We start from the raw sequence: 15,266 nt of genomic DNA on the forward strand, positions 1-15,266 counted from the left end.
TTCCTTAAGTTCCTCCAGCGCGCGCGGCTCGTCAGAGTAGGATCGGATCGTGTGCCCGGCTTCGTTCGCCAGCCAGCCGACCCGCGCGAGAAAGCGAACCTGCTGCCAAAGCGGAAGCGTCCGCAGATACCCGGCCGCAGCGCGGCCGATCCGATTGCGCTCACGCGCCCGCGCTGGCCTCCTGTCGGGGATCTTCGGCTCGTCCGGGTCGCCGCTGATGGCCACAATTTTCGCACGGCCATCGTCATGTGCAGGTCCGCCCCAGTCGCCACCCGGCCCGGCCCACCGCCCGCCAAAGCGGTAACCACGCGGAACACGCGGCTGACCGGGATTGAAATTCGCCCGCGCCTCCAGCAAGGCCTGCAAATGCCACGCCCGTATCAGAAATGCGCCTTCGGCATAGGCCGCGCGCAGCGCCGCATAATCCCTGGCAAGTTCTCGCTCGTCGCCTTCGCTGACCATCTGACCCCGCCTCGTTCAACGGGGCTATGATCAGCTCACAGCGGGCACCGAGGATAAAATTCCTATATTTTTTTGATGCGATGCGGGGAACGATGAGCGTTCCGAAGACAATTCAGATGTTTGGTCAGATGCCTGGGAGAAGAAAAAGATCAGGATTGCAGGTATGAGCGCGGGTTTATCCCCGGACGGGCCAGCCCTATCGCATCCTCATGACGAGCCGTCTCGATAAGCGCCGTTTCTCAGGCCAGAAACAACCCCTCCAGAAACCGCGCGGCATCCTCGAAACGGCCCTCGCCACCGCGGTTTTCGCCCAACACCGCACGCACCTGCACGTCGAAATCGGCATAGTGCTGGGTGGTCGCCCAGATGGCGAAGATGAAGTGGTAGGGATCGCTCATTTTCAGGCGTCCCGCGCGCATCCAGGTGGCGATGATCGCGGCTTTCTCGTCCACCAGTTCCTTCAACTCGCCTTCCAACAGCGGCAGGATACGCGGTGCGCCCTGCAGAATCTCATTGGCAAACAGCCGGCTCTCGCGCGGGAAATCACGCGACATCTCGATCTTGCGGCGAATATAGGAGCGGATTTCGGTGTGCGGATCACCCGCCGCATCCATTTCGCGCAGGGGGGCGAGCCACGTCTCCATGAGACGGTGAATCAAAGTCGCAAAAATCTCCTCCTTGTTCTTGAAATAATAGAGGAGATTGGGCTTGGACATGCCCGCCGCGTCGGCGATCTGGTCAATCGTCGAGCCGCGAAACCCGTGCTGGGAAAAAACCTCGAGCGCGGCCTCGCCGATCAGTTCGCGCTTTTCGCGCTGGATACGGGTGCGCTTTGGACGGGCGGCGGGCTTGTCCATCAGGTGGGCACTCCTGCAAAACAAGCGTGGCGGATACAGGCCGCGCGGCCCAGCTGGTCCAGCCGATTAGTCCACTGTGGAATGCGCCAGCGCAAGGACATTTCCCCTACTATCCCCTTGACCGCCAACATGGCGGTGTTAACGTTTGTCCAAACGGTCAAAAATTGCGTAGCATATCTTCGCGCAAAGCACCAAGCATTGACCGGGACAAGCCGAGCGAAACAACAATCAGGGGAAGCTTGGTCATGCTCGACAGGCTCAACAAGAGGCCGAACGATCTGTCTGCGTTCTGGATGCCGTTCACCGCGAACCGGCAGTTCAAGGAAACGCCGCGCATGCTCGTCGCCGCCAAGGACATGCACTTCACGGCCGAGGACGGCCGCAAGATCATGGATGGCACGGCAGGCTTATGGTGCGTCAATGCCGGCCACTGCCGGCCGAAGATCACCGAGGCCATTCAGCAGCAGGCGGCGCAGCTCGACTATGCGCCCGCCTTCCAGATGGGCCATCCCATCGCATTCGAATTCGCCAACCGGCTGGCGGCAATTGCCCCCGAAGGCATGGACCATGTGTTCTTCACCAACTCCGGCTCGGAGAGCGTCGACACGGCGCTGAAGATCGCGCTTGCCTATCACCGGGTAAAGGGCGACGGCTCCCGCTTCCGGCTGATCGGCCGCGAGCGCGGCTATCACGGCGTGAATTTCGGCGGCATCTCGGTGGGCGGCATCGTCGCCAACCGCAAGATGTTCGGCACGCTCCTGACGGGCGTCGACCACATGCCGCACACGCATCTGCCCGGCGAAAACGCGTTCACGCGCGGCGAGCCCGAGCATGGCGGCGACCTGGCCGACGAGCTGGAGCGCATCGTCACACTGCACGACGCCTCGACGGTGGCGGCGGTGATCGTCGAGCCGGTGGCCGGCTCCACAGGCGTCCTGATCCCGCCGAAAGGCTATCTGAAGCGCCTGCGCGATATCTGCGACAAGCACGGCATTCTTCTGATCTTCGATGAGGTCATCACCGGTTTCGGCCGCCTCGGCGCGCCGTTTGCTGCGGATTATTTCGGTGTGGTGCCGGACATCATGACCACCGCCAAGGGCGTGACCAACGGTGTCATCCCCATGGGCGCCGTGTTCGTGAAGAAGGAAATCCACGACGCTTTCATGAACGGGCCCGAACACCTGATCGAGTTCTTCCACGGCTACACCTATTCGGGCAATCCGATTGCCTGTGCGGCGGGCCTGGCGACGCTCGACACCTATCAGGAAGAGGGGCTGCTCACGCGCGCCTCGGAGCTTGCCGACCACTGGGCCGATGCACTGCATTCGCTCAAGGGCGAGCCGCATGTGATCGACATCCGCAACATCGGCCTTGTCGGCGCGGTGGAGCTCGAAGGCATTCCCGGCGAACCGACAAAACGCGCCTTCTCTGCCTTTTTGAAAGCCTATGAGCGCGGTTTCCTGATCCGCACCACCGGCGACATCATCGCCCTTTCGCCGCCGCTGATCATCTCGAAAGGCCAGATCGACGAGCTGATCGACAATCTGCGCGACGTTTTGAGGATGATCGACTGACATGGGGGCGGAACGCGAAAAGGCCACCCATGAAGTGCTGATCGACGACGAGCGCGTGCGCGTGACCCGCTGGGATTTCGCGCCGGGCGCGGAAACCGGCTGGCACCGCCATGGCATGGACTATGTGATCACCACGCTCACGCCCTGCGCCTTCCATCTGGAAATGCCGGGCGGCAAAACCGTGCACAACAACCTTGAAGCAGGCGTTTCATACCGCCGCGACGAGGGCGTGGAGCACAATGTCATCAACGGCGGCGACAAACCGATGTCGTTCGTCGAAGTGGAATTAAAGTAAGGGACAACACAACATGGCCGCACCGGGCGAGAATCTGAAGATCAACGCCGACCGCCTTTGGGATTCACTCATGGAGATGGCGAAGATCGGGCCCGGTGTCGCCGGGGGCAACAACCGTCAGACACTGACCGACGAAGACGGCGAAGGCCGCAAGCTCTTTCAAAAATGGTGCGAGGAAGCCGGGCTCGAAATGGGCGTGGACGAGATGGGCACCATGTTTGCTACTCGCGCAGGCACCGACCCGGAGGCCCTGCCCGTCTATGTGGGCTCGCATCTCGACACCCAGCCGACAGGTGGCAAATATGACGGCGTGCTCGGCGTTCTGGGCGGGCTCGAAATCATCCGCTCGATGAACGATCTGGGCATCAAGACCAGACACCCCATCGTGGTGACCAACTGGACCAATGAGGAAGGCACGCGCTTTGCCCCGGCCATGCTGGCTTCGGGCGTGTTTGCCGGCATACACGAGCGCGACTGGGCCTACGACCGCACGGACGCGGCAGGCAAGCGCTTCGGCGACGAGCTGGAGCGCATCGGCTGGAAGGGCGACGAGCCCGTCGGCCAGCGCAAGATGAAGGCTTTCTTCGAACTGCATATCGAGCAGGGGCCGATCCTTGAGGACGAGCTTGTCGATATCGGCGTCGTCACCCATGGGCAGGGCCTGTGGTGGCTGCAGGTAACGCTGACCGGCAAGGAGAGCCACACCGGCTCGACGCCGATGCCCAAGCGCCGCAATGCCGGGCTCGGCATGGCGCGGGTGACGGAGCTGGTTCATGAGGTGGCGATGGACCACCAGCCAAACGCGGTGGGCGCCATCGGCCACGTGGAGGTCTATCCCAATTCCCGCAACGTCATTCCGGGCAAGACGGTGTTCACCGTCGACATCCGCTCGCCTGACGAGAAGACGCTGAACGCAATGCGCGCGAAGATCGAGGCCGGCATCGAGACCATCTGTGATGCACTCGACATCACGTTCGAGATCGAGCCGGTCGGCCATTTCGCTCCGGTTACCTTCGACGAAGGCTGCGTGAAGGCGATCCGCGACGCCGCCGAACGGCTTGGCTATTCGCACCGCGACATCGTTTCGGGCGCCGGACACGACGCCTGCTGGATCAATCAGGTAGCGCCGACCGCCATGGTGATGTGCCCCTGCGTCGACGGGCTTTCGCACAATGAAGCGGAAGAGATTACGAAGGAGTGGGCGCAGGCCGGCGCGGACGTCCTGTTCCATGCCGTGGTGGAAACGGCGGAGATCGTCGAATGATCTGACGATCTCTCATATCCGCCGAGGACGACAAAACAAGAGGGGAAACTCATGTCCAAGGTCATCAGAAACGGAACCATCGTCACGGCTGACCGGACGTGGAAGGCAGACATTCTCGTGCAGCATGACAAGATCGTGGCGATCGGCCACGATCTTCATGGCGATCACGAGATCGACGCCACCGGCTGCTATGTGATGCCTGGCGGGATCGACCCGCACACTCATCTGGAAATGCCATTCATGGGCACCTATTCGAGCGACGATTTCGAAAGCGGCACCCGCGCTGCCGTCTCGGGCGGCACGACGATGGTGGTGGATTTCTGCCTGCCCTCGCCCGGTCAATCTCTGCTGGAGGCCATCCAGATGTGGGACAACAAGTCGACCCGGGCGACCTGCGACTATTCCTTTCACATGGCGATCACCTGGTGGGGCGAGCAGGTGTTCAACGAGATGCCTGAGGTGGTGGAAAAGGGCATCACCTCCTTCAAGCATTTCATGGCCTACAAGGGCGCGCTGATGGTGGACGATGACGAGATGTATTCGTCGTTCCAGCGCTGCGCCGAGCTTGGCGCCCTGCCGCTTGTGCACGCCGAAAACGGCGATGTGGTCGCACAGCTTCAGGCAAAGCTTCTGGAGGAAGGCAACAATGGGCCGGAGGCGCACGCCTATTCGCGCCCGCCGGAGGTGGAGGGCGAGGCCACAAACCGCGCCATCATGATCGCCGACATGGCGGGCACGCCGCTTTATGTGGTGCACACATCGTGCGAGCAGAGCCACGAGGCGATCCGCCGGGCACGGCAGAAGGGCATGCGTGTTTACGGCGAACCGCTGATCCAGCATCTGGTGCTGGACGAAAGCGAATATGCCAATGCCGACTGGGACCATGCAGCACGCCGCGTGATGAGCCCGCCCTTCCGCAACAAGCAGCATCAGGATTCGCTGTGGGCGGGCTTGCAGGCGGGATCATTGCAAGTAGTGGCCACCGACCATTGCGCCTTCACGACGGACCAGAAACGCTATGGCGTGGGCGATTTTACCAAGATCCCCAACGGCACGGGCGGGCTTGAGGACCGTATGCCAGTGCTGTGGACCTATGGAGTCAACACTGGCCGGCTGACAATGAACGAATTCGTCGCAGTGACTTCCACCAATATTGCAAAAATCCTGAACATGTATCCGCAAAAGGGTGCGATCGTGGAAGGGGCTGATGCAGACATCGTGATCTGGGACCCGGAAGCCACGAAGACGATTTCGGCCAAAAGCCAGCAATCGGCCATCGATTACAATGTGTTCGAGGGCATCGAGGTGAAGGGCCTGCCGAAGACCGTTCTGTCGCGCGGCGAGATTGTGGTCGAGGATGGCGTGGTGAAGCCCAAGCCCGGCCACGGAAAATTCGTGGCGCGCGAGCCGCACATGGCGGTGAACCGGGCGCTTTCGCAATGGAAGGAAGTGACCGCGCCGCGCAAGGTGGAGCGGACGGGCATTCCGGCGAGCGGCGTATAAGGAGACACATCCATTGAACGCCAACCCAGCAATCCGCCAGGAAGCGTCCTCCCCTCAGACCAGCAAGCCCGTGGTGCAAGCGAAGGGTCTGGGCCTCACCTTCGAGACCAATGACGGACCGGTGCGCGCGCTCGCCGATGTGGATCTGACCATCAACAAAGGCGAATTCGTTTCCTTCATCGGCCCTTCGGGCTGCGGCAAGACCACGTTTCTGCGTGTCATCGCCGATCTGGAACAGCCGACCGCCGGCGAAATCCTCGTCAATGGTATGAGCCCGGAAGAGGCACGCCGCAAACGGGCCTATGGCTATGTGTTTCAGGCAGCAGGGCTCTTTCCCTGGCGCACCATCGAGCAGAATGTCGCCCTGCCACTTGAGATCATGGGCTATTCGAAGGCGGAGCAGAAGGAACGCGTACACCGCACGCTCGATCTCGTGAACCTTGCCGGCTTCGAGAAAAAGTTTCCCTGGCAGCTTTCGGGCGGCATGCAGCAACGCGCCTCTATTGCGCGGGCGCTGGCCTTCGACGCCGATCTTCTCCTGATGGACGAGCCGTTCGGTGCGCTCGACGAGATCGTACGCGACCATCTGAACGAGCAGCTGCTCGACCTTTGGGCGCGCACCGGCAAGACCATCGGCTTCGTGACCCACTCGATACCGGAAGCGGTCTATCTTTCGACGCGCATCATCGTCATGTCGCCGCGCCCCGGCCGGGTGACGGACGTGATCGTTTCGCCGCTGCCGAAGGAAAGGCCGCTCGACATTCGGGAATCGCCGGAGTTTCTGGAAATCGCGCACCGGGTGCGCGAGGGTCTGCGCGCGGGGCATGGCGATGACTAGGGGATCGTCCGCCAGCGCTGCCCCAAAGGTGATGCCATGACGGCGGCAGCGGGAACGGCGCCGGCGGGCACCAAAACGCCCGTCTTCCGACGCGCGGCGGAAGGCAAGACACTACCGATCCTGATCGTGCTCGGGGTCATAATCCTGATCTGGTATGCGTTTACCGTCTACCTGAACGCGCCTTGGCAGATGGACGCCTATGAACGGGCGGGGACGGAATGGACAGCCGCCGATCTCGTGCGCGATACCATGGCACAGGAGCGGCCCGTCCTGCCCTCGCCGCACCAGGTGGTGGCGGAGATCTGGAAAACCACGGCTGGCACGCGCCTTACCTCCAAGCGCAACCTGTTCTATCACGCATGGATCACCCTCTCCTCCACCCTGCTCGGCTTCGTGATCGGCACAGTCCTCGGCGTGCTGCTTGCCGTGGGCATCGTGCACAATCGGGCGATGGACAAATCCGTCATGCCCTGGGTGATCGCGAGCCAGACAATCCCGATCCTCGCGGTTGCGCCGATGATCATCGTGGTGCTGAACGCCGTGGGCCTCTCGGGCCTCCTGCCCAAGGCACTGATTTCCACCTACCTTTCCTTCTTTCCCGTGGTCGTGGGCATGGTGAAGGGGTTTCGCAGCCCCGAAGCATTTCAGCTCGACCTGATGCGAACTTACAATGCCAGCGGCACGCAGACCTTCTGGAAACTGCGCTGGCCAGCCGCCCTTCCCTATCTCTTCACCTCCATGAAGGTGGCGGTGGCGATCAGCCTTGTCGGCGCGATTGTCGGCGAACTGCCGACAGGTGCGGTCGCGGGCCTCGGCGCGCGGCTTCTGGCCGGCTCCTATTACGGCCAGACGGTGCAGATCTGGTCTGCCCTTTTCATGGCGGCAGCACTCGCCGCCGTGCTGGTCGGGCTCGTGGGCATCGGCCAGCGCATGGTGATGGCGCGGATGGGAGAAAAGCCATGAACTGGGCCTTGACCGGAGCGCTTCTTTTCTGGGCCGCCGCATGGGCGCTGAACGAGTGGCTCGCCAGGCTGAACCCGCGCTCGCCAAAGGCCAAGCGCGCGCTTGGCCTCCTGATCCCCGCCATTTTCGGCATCACGCTTCTCGTCGTCTGGGAAGGACTGGTGCACGGCTTCAACATTTCGCCCGTTCTCCTGACGCCACCGAGCGCCATCTGGGCGCGCATCACATCGTCCCTGCCGACCCTGTGGGCCGATTTCCAGCAGACCTTTCTGAAAGCCGTGCTGATCGGCTACGCGATCGGCTGCGGCGCGGGCTTCCTGACAGCCGTCGCCATCGATCGCTCGCCCTTCCTGCAGCGCGGCCTGATGCCGCTCGGCAATTTTGTCTCCGCCCTTCCGATCATCGGCGTCGCGCCAATCATGGTCATGTGGTTCGGCTTCGACTGGCCATCCAAGGCGGCGGTTGTCATCATCATGACCTTCTTTCCCATGCTGGTGAACACGGTCGAGGGGCTTTCAGCGTCATCCGCCATCGACCGCGACCTGATGCGCACCTATGCATCGTCCTACGGGCAGACGCTGTTCAAACTGCGCCTGCCGGCGGCGGCGCCGTTCATCTTCAATGCTCTGAAGATCAACTCCACACTTGCGCTGATCGGGGCCATCGTCGCCGAATTTTTTGGTACGCCGATTGTGGGCATGGGGTTCCGCATCTCCACCGAAGTGGGGCGCATGAACATCGACATGGTGTGGGCCGAAATCGCGATGGCTGCGCTTGCAGGCTCACTCTTTTATGGTGCGGTAGCGCTTCTGGAGCGCGCTGTCACCTTCTGGCATCCATCCATGAGGAGTGGATAACCGGCCGCGCGGAGAACAGCGGCCCAATCAAAGAGGGAAGCAAAGATGAAACACGCAGTGAAAGGCCTCTTATCCGGTATGCTGATGCTCACCGCTTCGCAGGCAATCGCCGCCGATGACGTGACGCTGCAGCTCAAATGGGTGACGCAGGCACAGTTCGCCGGTTATTATGTCGCCAAAGACAAGGGCTTCTACGAAGAAGAAGATCTGAACGTCGAGATCAAGCCCGGTGGACCCGATACGGCGCCGGTCCAGGTTCTGGTGGGCGGTGGCGCCGATGTCATGGTGGACTGGCTCCCCTCGGCCCTTGCCGCGCGGGAAAAGGGTGCCCCGGTGGTGAACATTGCCCAGCCGTTTGCCCGATCGGGCCTCACCATGGTCTGCCGCAGGGAAACCGGCATCGAAAAGCCGGAAGACTTCAAGGGAAAGACGCTGGGAACCTGGTTCTTCGGCAATGAGTATCCGCTCTACAACTGGTTGTCGAAACTTGGCCTGCCGCGCGACGGATCGGAAGATGGCGTGACGATCCAGAAGATCGGCTTCAATGTCGACCCGCTTTTGCAGAAACAGGCCGATTGCATCACCGCCATGACCTACAATGAATATTGGCAGGTGATCGATGCCGGGCTTACCGAAGACGACATTGTGGTCTTTAACTACACCGACGAGGGCGTGGCGACGCTGGAGGACGGGCTCTACGTTCTGGAGGAAAAGCTTGAGGACCCTGAATTTGTGGACAGGATGGCCCGTTTCGTGAAAGCCTCAATGAAGGGCTGGATGTGGGCGAAGGATAACCCGGAAGAAGCGGCAATGATCGTGCTCGACAATGATGCGACCGGTGCGCAGACCGAAAAGCACCAGACGCGCATGATGGGCGAGATCGCCAAGCTTCTGGGTGAAGATGCCAAGCTGGATGAAGCCGCCTATCAGCAGACCGTCGAGACACTGCTGCAGGGAGGCGACGATCCGGTGATCACCAAGGAGCCGGAAGGCGCTTTCACCCACGAGGTGACCAAAAAGGCGATGTGACCGCTGGCATCATGACGCCAGCCTGCGCCGTTGCGTCTCCCGATAGACGCCCGGCGTAGTGCCGGTCTGACGCCGGAAAAAGCGGTTGAAGTAGGCCGGGTCCTGAAACCCCAGCGAATAGGCTATCGCCTGAACCGGGGTTGGCGTGAAGACCAGATCACGGCGCGCAGCATCAATCAGACGGCGTGCGAGCAATCGCGAGACGCTCGCACCCGCCTCCCGTCGTGCGATCCGGTTTAGCTGCGCCACCGACACGCCGATTTTCTCCGCATAGAAGGCGACCGGGCGGTGCTCGCGAAAATGCGCAGCGATCAGCGTCTCCAATGCCAACAGCCGCCGGCTGTCACTGCTGGAGCTGCCCTGTGGCTCGGGCGTGGATGTCCGCACGCCAACCCGCGCCAGCCGAACCAGAATTTCGGTGACATGCATGTCCAGCAACCAGTCTCGACCCAGAACGGCCGCGTTGCCATGCTCTTCAAGCAGTTGCGGAAAGAGGCGCTGCAGATGTGCCGCCTCACCTGCGGTTTCCCCTTCCATGGGCACAATGCGCGACTTGGTGAAATACTCGGAAAAGGCCCTGTCTGATGCACGCGGCAGGGCCAGCCGGTCTGCAAGAACCGTTGCGACAATGCCTTCAGAGCCTCGCGCAAATTGAAACCCATGCACCGCATCCGGAGGAATGAAGATGGCGCAGGGGGCGGAAAACGGCTTGCCTGCCGTTTCATCGCCAATCAGCTTTCCCTCTCCTGCGGTCATCCAGAACAGCTGAAAAAGCGCGTTGTGCCGATGGACAGAAATTTCCCAATTGTGCAGTGCACTGCGAGCAGAGAGCGTTTCACAATGGAGCCAGAAATCAGAGGATTCATCTGATTTCTCTTCATAAAGTCGGTAGTTTGGAACTCTGGTCCGCATCGGTCTTCTCTTCAAATATGATCGAAAAGTGCAATCGTTTGCGACAAATGTCCATTGTCGGCCAGGATCGATTCTTCCAGTCTTGCCCTTCCCGGTGGAGGAAGGTTTCAGCGTGCGAACACAAGTCGTCATAATCGGGTCTGGCCCGGCCGGGCTGTTGCTCGGACAGCTTCTTACCAATGCCGGCATCGACAATGTCATTCTCGAACGGGCCTCCAGAACACATGTGCAGTCGCGGATCCGCGCTGGCGTGCTTGAAGAAGGGACTGCCGCAATGCTCGATGAAGCCGGTGTCGGGCAGCGCATGCGTCGCGAAGGCTTGCCCCATGACGGCTTCGATCTGGCATTCGACGACCGCCGTCACCGGGTTGACCTCCGTGGTCTGACGGGTGGCAAACGCGTTCTTGTTTATGGACAGACGGAGGTCACGCAGGACCTGTTGGACGGGCGCGAAACCGCTGGCGCAGTCGCCGTCTATGAGGCCGGAGAGGTTCAGCCGCACGGTTTTGATGGTGCACATCCCTATGTGACGTATACGAAAAACGGGAAACGCCACCGCATCGACTGCGATTTCATCGCCGGTTGCGATGGTTTCCACGGAATTTCGCGCAAGTCCATCTCGCAGGACGCCATCGAAACCTTCGAGCGTGTCTATCCCTTTGGCTGGCTTGGCATCATCGCCGAGGTACCTCCGGTGGGCGACGAGCTGATTTACGCGAACCACCCTCGCGGTTTCGCACTGTGCTCCATGCGTTCAACAACACGCAGCCGCTACTACGTTCAGGTGAGCGCCGATGAGCGCGTCGAGAATTGGTCCGACGAACGCTTCTGGGACGAGATCCGCAACCGGCTGCCAACAGCAACGGCCGAAGCGATGATCACCGGACCCTCAATCGAGAAATCCATCGCTCCCCTGCGTTCCTTTGTGGCAGAGCCGATGCGCTTCGGCCGCCTGTTCCTGGCGGGCGACGCCGCTCACATCGTGCCCCCCACGGGTGCCAAGGGCTTGAATCTCGCTGCGAGCGACGTGCGTTATCTCTTTGATGCCTTTCGGGAATTCTATATCGAGCGGTCCTCCGCCGGGTTGGACGATTACTCAAACAAGGCACTTTCACGCGTGTGGAAGGCGGAGCGCTTTTCCTGGTGGATGACGAGCACCCTGCATCGGTTTCCCGACCAGGGCACCTTCGGCCAGCGGATCCAGCATGCGGAACTGGATTATCTGTTCCAGTCGCGTGCCGCGCTCACCATGCTGGCCGAAAACTATGTTGGCCTGCCCTATTAGGCCGCACAGGAAGGAGAGCGTCCAGGAAAGGCATGGTGCCTGGCGGTAGCGTCACTCCATGGCGTTCATCGTCAGGAGTTCATAGGCGGCAACCTGCTCGCCTTCCGGATTGTAGACGCCGACATCCCAGCGCACTTCACCATATTCGTCCTTGCGGCGCGTCTTCTGCTTCACCGTGAGGCGCACTTTCAGCGTGTCGCCGGGTGAAACCGGCTTCATGAAGCGCAGATTGTCGAGGCCGTAATTGGCGAGAACCGGGCCCGGCGCCGGGTCGACGAACAAGCCCGCCGCGAAGGAAAGGATCAGATAGCCGTGTGCAACCCGGCCGGGGAAGAACGGATTGGCCGCGGCAGCCTCTTCATCCATATGCGCGTAGAACGTATCACCGGTGAACTCGGCGAAATGCTCGATGTCCGCCAGCGTCACCTCACGCGGACCGGCCCAGAGCGTGCGGCCGGGCTCCAGCTCGCCAAAGGTCAGGCGGAAGGGATGCGGCTCTTTCTCCTCGGTCGAAGCGCCTGCCACATAGCGGTTGGTGATGCCGGCGATGAGGTCGGGGCTCGCCTGGATCGCAGTGCGCTGCATGTAGTGCATCACGCCACGGACACCGCCGAGCTCCTCGCCGCCGCCGGCGCGGCCGGGACCGCCATGCACCATGTGCGGCAGCGGCGAACCGTGACCGGTCGCCTCCTTGCCGGTGTCACGGTTGGCGAAATAGAGCCGGCCGTGGAATGCGCCCGCCTCCAGCACCGCCTGCCGGGCAACCGCCGGATCATGTGTGAAGACCGAGGCAACGAGCGAGCCCTCGCCGCGATTGGCGAGCTTGAGCGCGTGGCCGAGATCACGGTAAGGCATGATGGTGGAAACGGGGCCGAACGCCTCGACAGAATGCAGCTTCTGAGCACCATCGGGATCGTCGCAGGAGAACAGCATGGGCGGCACGAAAGCGCCCGCGCCGGCATCCGCATCGGTGACTGAAAAGGCATCCGGGTCGCCAAACACACGGCGTGCCTCGGTGGCGAGAATGCCCGCCTTCTCAAGAACGTCGTCGCGCTGGGCGAGGCTTGCGAGCGCGCCCATCCGCACGCCTTCGCTGCGCGGATTGCCGACCACGGTCTTCTCAAGCCGGGCAATGAGCGCGTCGGTAACCGCATCGCGGTGCGCGTCGGGCACGAAAATACGGCGCACGGCGGTGCATTTCTGGCCGGCCTTGGCCGTCATCTCGCGGTGCACTTCCTTGATGAAGGCATCGAATTCAGGTGTCCCAGGGGCTGCATCCGGCCCAAGCACCGAGGCGTTGAGCGAATCCTGCTCGGCCACGAAGCGCACGGAATTGCCGATGATCTTCGGGTTGGCGCGCAGCATGGATGCGGTGGAGGCAGAGCCCGTGAAGGACACCACGTCCTGACCGGTCAGGCGGTCGAGCAGGTCTCCGGTGGAGCCCGCGATGAACTGCACCGCGCCTTCCGGGAACAGACCCGATTCCACGATCATGCGGAAACAGGCTTCGGCGAGCCACGCGGTGGCGGAGGCCGGCTTGACGATGGCCGGAACACCGGCGATCAGCGTCGGCGCAAGCTTTTCCAGCATGCCCCAGACCGGGAAGTTGAAGGCGTTGATGTGGACGGCCACGCCCTGAAGCGGGGTCGCCACGTGCTGGCCAACGAAGTTTCCGGAGCGGGAAAGCTGCTCCAGCGCGCCATCCACATAGACTTGATCGTCGGGCAGCTCGCGCCTCGCCTTGGAGGAGTAGACGAACAGCGTACCGATGCCGCCATCGATGTCGATCATCGAGTCGGGCTTGGTCGCGCCGGTCTCATAGGAAAGCTCGTAGAGCGCGTCGCGGCGGTCGTTCAGATACTCCGCCAGCGCCTTGATGGCGAAGGCGCGGTCGTGGAACGTCATCGCGCGCAGCGCCGGCCCGCCCACCTGTCGGGCATGATCGGCCATGCGGGCGAAATCCAGTTTCTGCGAGCCAAGCTCGGCGACCACATCGCCGGTAACCGCACTCCGCAGGGGTTTGAGATCGCCCGAGGGCGCAATCCACGCCCCTGCCGCATAGCTTTCAAGCCGCATCACGCTCATGGAACACTCCTTGTTGGTCAGCGCACCCGCGCCGGCAGCCGGGCGAAGCCGCGAAAGCGCACGCGTCCGGTGCGTTCAGGTTCGCCAGTCAGCCGGTAGCCGGGAAAACGTTTGAGAAAATGAGAGATGCCGATCCGGCCTTCCATGCGTGCCAGCGAAAAACCGGCGCAAAGATGAGGGCCGCCAGCAAAAGCCAGATGCTTGTTGGGCTTGCGCCCCAGATCGAGCCTGTCGGGATCGGCGAACTGGCGTGGGTCGCGATTGGCCGCACCAATACACAGATGGATAGGTGTGCCGGGCTCCACGGTTTCACCGTAAAACTCCACCGGTTCCACCGCCATGCGGTTGCCGAGCTGGTTGGGGCTCTGGAACCGCAAGAACTCATCGACGGCGGTCGCGATCAAGTCCGGGTCAGCTTCAAGCCGCGCCTTCTCGTCCGGCCATTGCAACAGTTCATAAAGCGCGTTGCCGATGAGGTTCGTGGTCGTCTCGTGCCCGGCGTTGAGGATGAAGATGCAATTCTGCAGAAGCTCCACCTCGGACAGTTCCTCCCCGTCATTGCCGTTGATGAGACGGGTCAGCACATCTGTCGCCGGATCGCCGGGATTGTGGCGCCGGTCATCGGCGATGTCCTTGAGATAGGCCTTGAAATCAGTGACGGAGGTGTTGCCCCATCTGAGTTGCTCGTCGCTGACGACGGGCTCCAGCGCACCGAGAATGGCAAGTGACCAGTCACGCAGTGGCTCGCGTTCTTCATGGGGAATATCGAACAGATTGCCGATCACCTCGACCGGGATCGCCGCGGCGAAATCCTCGATCAGATCAACCTCACCCTTCTCTTCCATCCGGTCAAGAAGGCCATCGACCAGCGTGATCAGCCCCGGTTCAAGGGCTGCCAGCGCGCGCGGCGTGAGCGCGCCCATCATGATCTTGCGCACCCGCGTGTGCAGCGGCGGGTCGTTGAAGACGAGGCTCGTTGTGTGATGCTCATAGAGCGGCGTCTCGCCGAATTTCGGCAGAAACTCGGCCTTCTTGTCGGACGAAAACGTTTTCGTGTCTCGATAAACGCGATCGAGATCGGCATGGCGTGAAAGCATCACTGAGCCATCAGAGAAGCGCTTCAACGGCGCATGCTCCAGAAGCGCGTGGTACACCGCAAACGGATTATCCACGAAACCCGATGGCAATGCCGTCAATTCGAACTCTTCCGCCAGTTTTCGGCTTTCCGCCACAGCGATCTGTGCCGTTTTCGTCATGCTATCCTCCCGGAAGCGGCGCCACCGCCTCCTCACAACAGTATTATTGACCGACCGGTCGGTTTATGCAAGTCTGATTGCATTGA

General features: G+C 61.7%; 13 protein-coding genes and 1 pseudogene. 9 read left to right on the forward strand and 5 right to left on the reverse strand.

What is annotated here, in order from left to right; all coding sequences use genetic code 11:
- Both HF949_RS14850 and HF949_RS14855 read right to left on the reverse strand, forming a co-directional pair.
- Window positions 1-462 (reverse strand): annotated as a pseudogene (locus HF949_RS14850) (hypothetical protein); the annotation flags it as partial.
- Between the two features lie 239 nt (window positions 463-701).
- On the reverse strand, window positions 702-1,319 hold the full coding sequence (locus tag HF949_RS14855) for a TetR family transcriptional regulator C-terminal domain-containing protein (RefSeq protein ID WP_292896528.1): 618 nt from the start codon (window positions 1,317-1,319) through the stop codon (window positions 702-704).
- A 245-nt stretch (window positions 1,320-1,564) separates the two neighbouring features.
- On the opposite strand from HF949_RS14855, the gene HF949_RS14860 reads away from it, so the two are divergent.
- From HF949_RS14860 to HF949_RS14895, 8 genes are read left to right on the forward strand one after another with little or no spacing between them, the layout of a single operon-like run.
- Window positions 1,565-2,893, forward strand: coding sequence for an aspartate aminotransferase family protein (locus tag HF949_RS14860; protein ID WP_292896530.1), 1,329 nt, complete (start codon window positions 1,565-1,567; stop codon window positions 2,891-2,893).
- Between the two features lies 1 nt (window position 2,894).
- Entirely contained in the window at window positions 2,895-3,188 is a 294-nt protein-coding gene (locus HF949_RS14865; RefSeq protein WP_292896532.1) for a cupin domain-containing protein, read from the forward strand.
- Between the two features lie 13 nt (window positions 3,189-3,201).
- Window positions 3,202-4,452 (forward strand): Zn-dependent hydrolase, encoded by a 1,251-nt coding sequence (locus HF949_RS14870; RefSeq protein ID WP_292896534.1) that lies wholly within the window; start codon window positions 3,202-3,204, stop codon window positions 4,450-4,452.
- 51 nt (window positions 4,453-4,503) lie between these two features.
- Entirely contained in the window at window positions 4,504-5,955 is a 1,452-nt protein-coding gene (gene hydA, locus HF949_RS14875; protein ID WP_292896536.1) for a dihydropyrimidinase, read from the forward strand.
- Between the two features lie 13 nt (window positions 5,956-5,968).
- The gene (locus tag HF949_RS14880) at window positions 5,969-6,793 is read left to right on the forward strand and encodes an ABC transporter ATP-binding protein (protein ID WP_292896538.1); all 825 of its coding nucleotides are present in this window, start codon (window positions 5,969-5,971) and stop codon (window positions 6,791-6,793) included.
- Between the two features lie 36 nt (window positions 6,794-6,829).
- Window positions 6,830-7,756 carry an ABC transporter permease gene (locus HF949_RS14885; RefSeq protein WP_292896540.1) on the forward strand — a complete coding sequence of 309 codons (927 nt, stop codon included), beginning with the start codon at window positions 6,830-6,832 and terminating at the stop codon, window positions 7,754-7,756.
- Complete coding sequence (locus tag HF949_RS14890) at window positions 7,753-8,613, forward strand: ABC transporter permease (RefSeq protein ID WP_292896542.1); 861 nt, start codon at window positions 7,753-7,755, stop codon at window positions 8,611-8,613. The genes HF949_RS14885 and HF949_RS14890 overlap by 4 nt, the downstream gene beginning before the upstream one ends.
- 45 nt (window positions 8,614-8,658) lie before the next feature.
- On the forward strand, window positions 8,659-9,642 hold the full coding sequence (locus tag HF949_RS14895) for an ABC transporter substrate-binding protein (RefSeq protein WP_292896544.1): 984 nt from the start codon (window positions 8,659-8,661) through the stop codon (window positions 9,640-9,642).
- Window positions 9,643-9,651: 9 nt separating this feature from the next.
- Here HF949_RS14895 and HF949_RS14900 read toward each other — a convergent pair whose 3' ends face one another.
- A complete protein-coding gene (locus HF949_RS14900; protein ID WP_292896546.1) occupies window positions 9,652-10,398 on the reverse strand; it encodes a helix-turn-helix domain-containing protein in 747 nt (248 codons plus the stop codon).
- Between the two features lie 268 nt (window positions 10,399-10,666).
- On the opposite strand from HF949_RS14900, the gene pobA reads away from it, so the two are divergent.
- Window positions 10,667-11,839: a 4-hydroxybenzoate 3-monooxygenase gene (gene pobA, locus HF949_RS14905; protein ID WP_292896548.1), complete on the forward strand. Its 1,173-nt coding sequence runs from the start codon at window positions 10,667-10,669 to the stop codon at window positions 11,837-11,839.
- A 51-nt stretch (window positions 11,840-11,890) separates the two neighbouring features.
- Here pobA and paaZ read toward each other — a convergent pair whose 3' ends face one another.
- Together paaZ and HF949_RS14915 are read right to left on the reverse strand one after the other, a co-directional pair.
- Window positions 11,891-13,924 (reverse strand): phenylacetic acid degradation bifunctional protein PaaZ, encoded by a 2,034-nt coding sequence (gene paaZ / locus HF949_RS14910; protein ID WP_292896550.1) that lies wholly within the window; start codon window positions 13,922-13,924, stop codon window positions 11,891-11,893.
- A 17-nt stretch (window positions 13,925-13,941) separates the two neighbouring features.
- Window positions 13,942-15,180 (reverse strand): cytochrome P450, encoded by a 1,239-nt coding sequence (locus HF949_RS14915; RefSeq protein ID WP_292896552.1) that lies wholly within the window; start codon window positions 15,178-15,180, stop codon window positions 13,942-13,944.
- Window positions 15,181-15,266: the final 86 nt, after the last annotated feature.

It is taken from the genome of Nitratireductor sp. (genome assembly GCF_017794765.1).
Taxonomy (GTDB): Bacteria; Pseudomonadota; Alphaproteobacteria; order Rhizobiales; family Rhizobiaceae; genus Nitratireductor.

Excerpts from the sequence above, each read along its gene's own strand:
- HF949_RS14890 (WP_292896542.1), top strand. The coding sequence starts at position 7,753 with ATGAACTGGGCCTTGACCGGAGCGCTTCTTTTCTGGGCCGCCGCATGG.
- paaZ (WP_292896550.1), bottom strand. The coding sequence starts at position 13,924 with ATGAGCGTGATGCGGCTTGAAAGCTATGCGGCAGGGGCGTGGATTGCG.
- HF949_RS14870 (WP_292896534.1), top strand. The coding sequence starts at position 3,202 with ATGGCCGCACCGGGCGAGAATCTGAAGATCAACGCCGACCGCCTTTGG.
- HF949_RS14865 (WP_292896532.1), top strand. The coding sequence starts at position 2,895 with ATGGGGGCGGAACGCGAAAAGGCCACCCATGAAGTGCTGATCGACGAC.
- HF949_RS14860 (WP_292896530.1), top strand. The coding sequence starts at position 1,565 with ATGCTCGACAGGCTCAACAAGAGGCCGAACGATCTGTCTGCGTTCTGG.
- HF949_RS14915 (WP_292896552.1), bottom strand. The coding sequence starts at position 15,180 with ATGACGAAAACGGCACAGATCGCTGTGGCGGAAAGCCGAAAACTGGCG.
- HF949_RS14855 (WP_292896528.1), bottom strand. The coding sequence starts at position 1,319 with ATGGACAAGCCCGCCGCCCGTCCAAAGCGCACCCGTATCCAGCGCGAA.
- HF949_RS14895 (WP_292896544.1), top strand. The coding sequence starts at position 8,659 with ATGAAACACGCAGTGAAAGGCCTCTTATCCGGTATGCTGATGCTCACC.
- hydA (WP_292896536.1), top strand. The coding sequence starts at position 4,504 with ATGTCCAAGGTCATCAGAAACGGAACCATCGTCACGGCTGACCGGACG.
- HF949_RS14900 (WP_292896546.1), bottom strand. The coding sequence starts at position 10,398 with ATGACCGCAGGAGAGGGAAAGCTGATTGGCGATGAAACGGCAGGCAAG.
- HF949_RS14885 (WP_292896540.1), top strand. The coding sequence starts at position 6,830 with ATGACGGCGGCAGCGGGAACGGCGCCGGCGGGCACCAAAACGCCCGTC.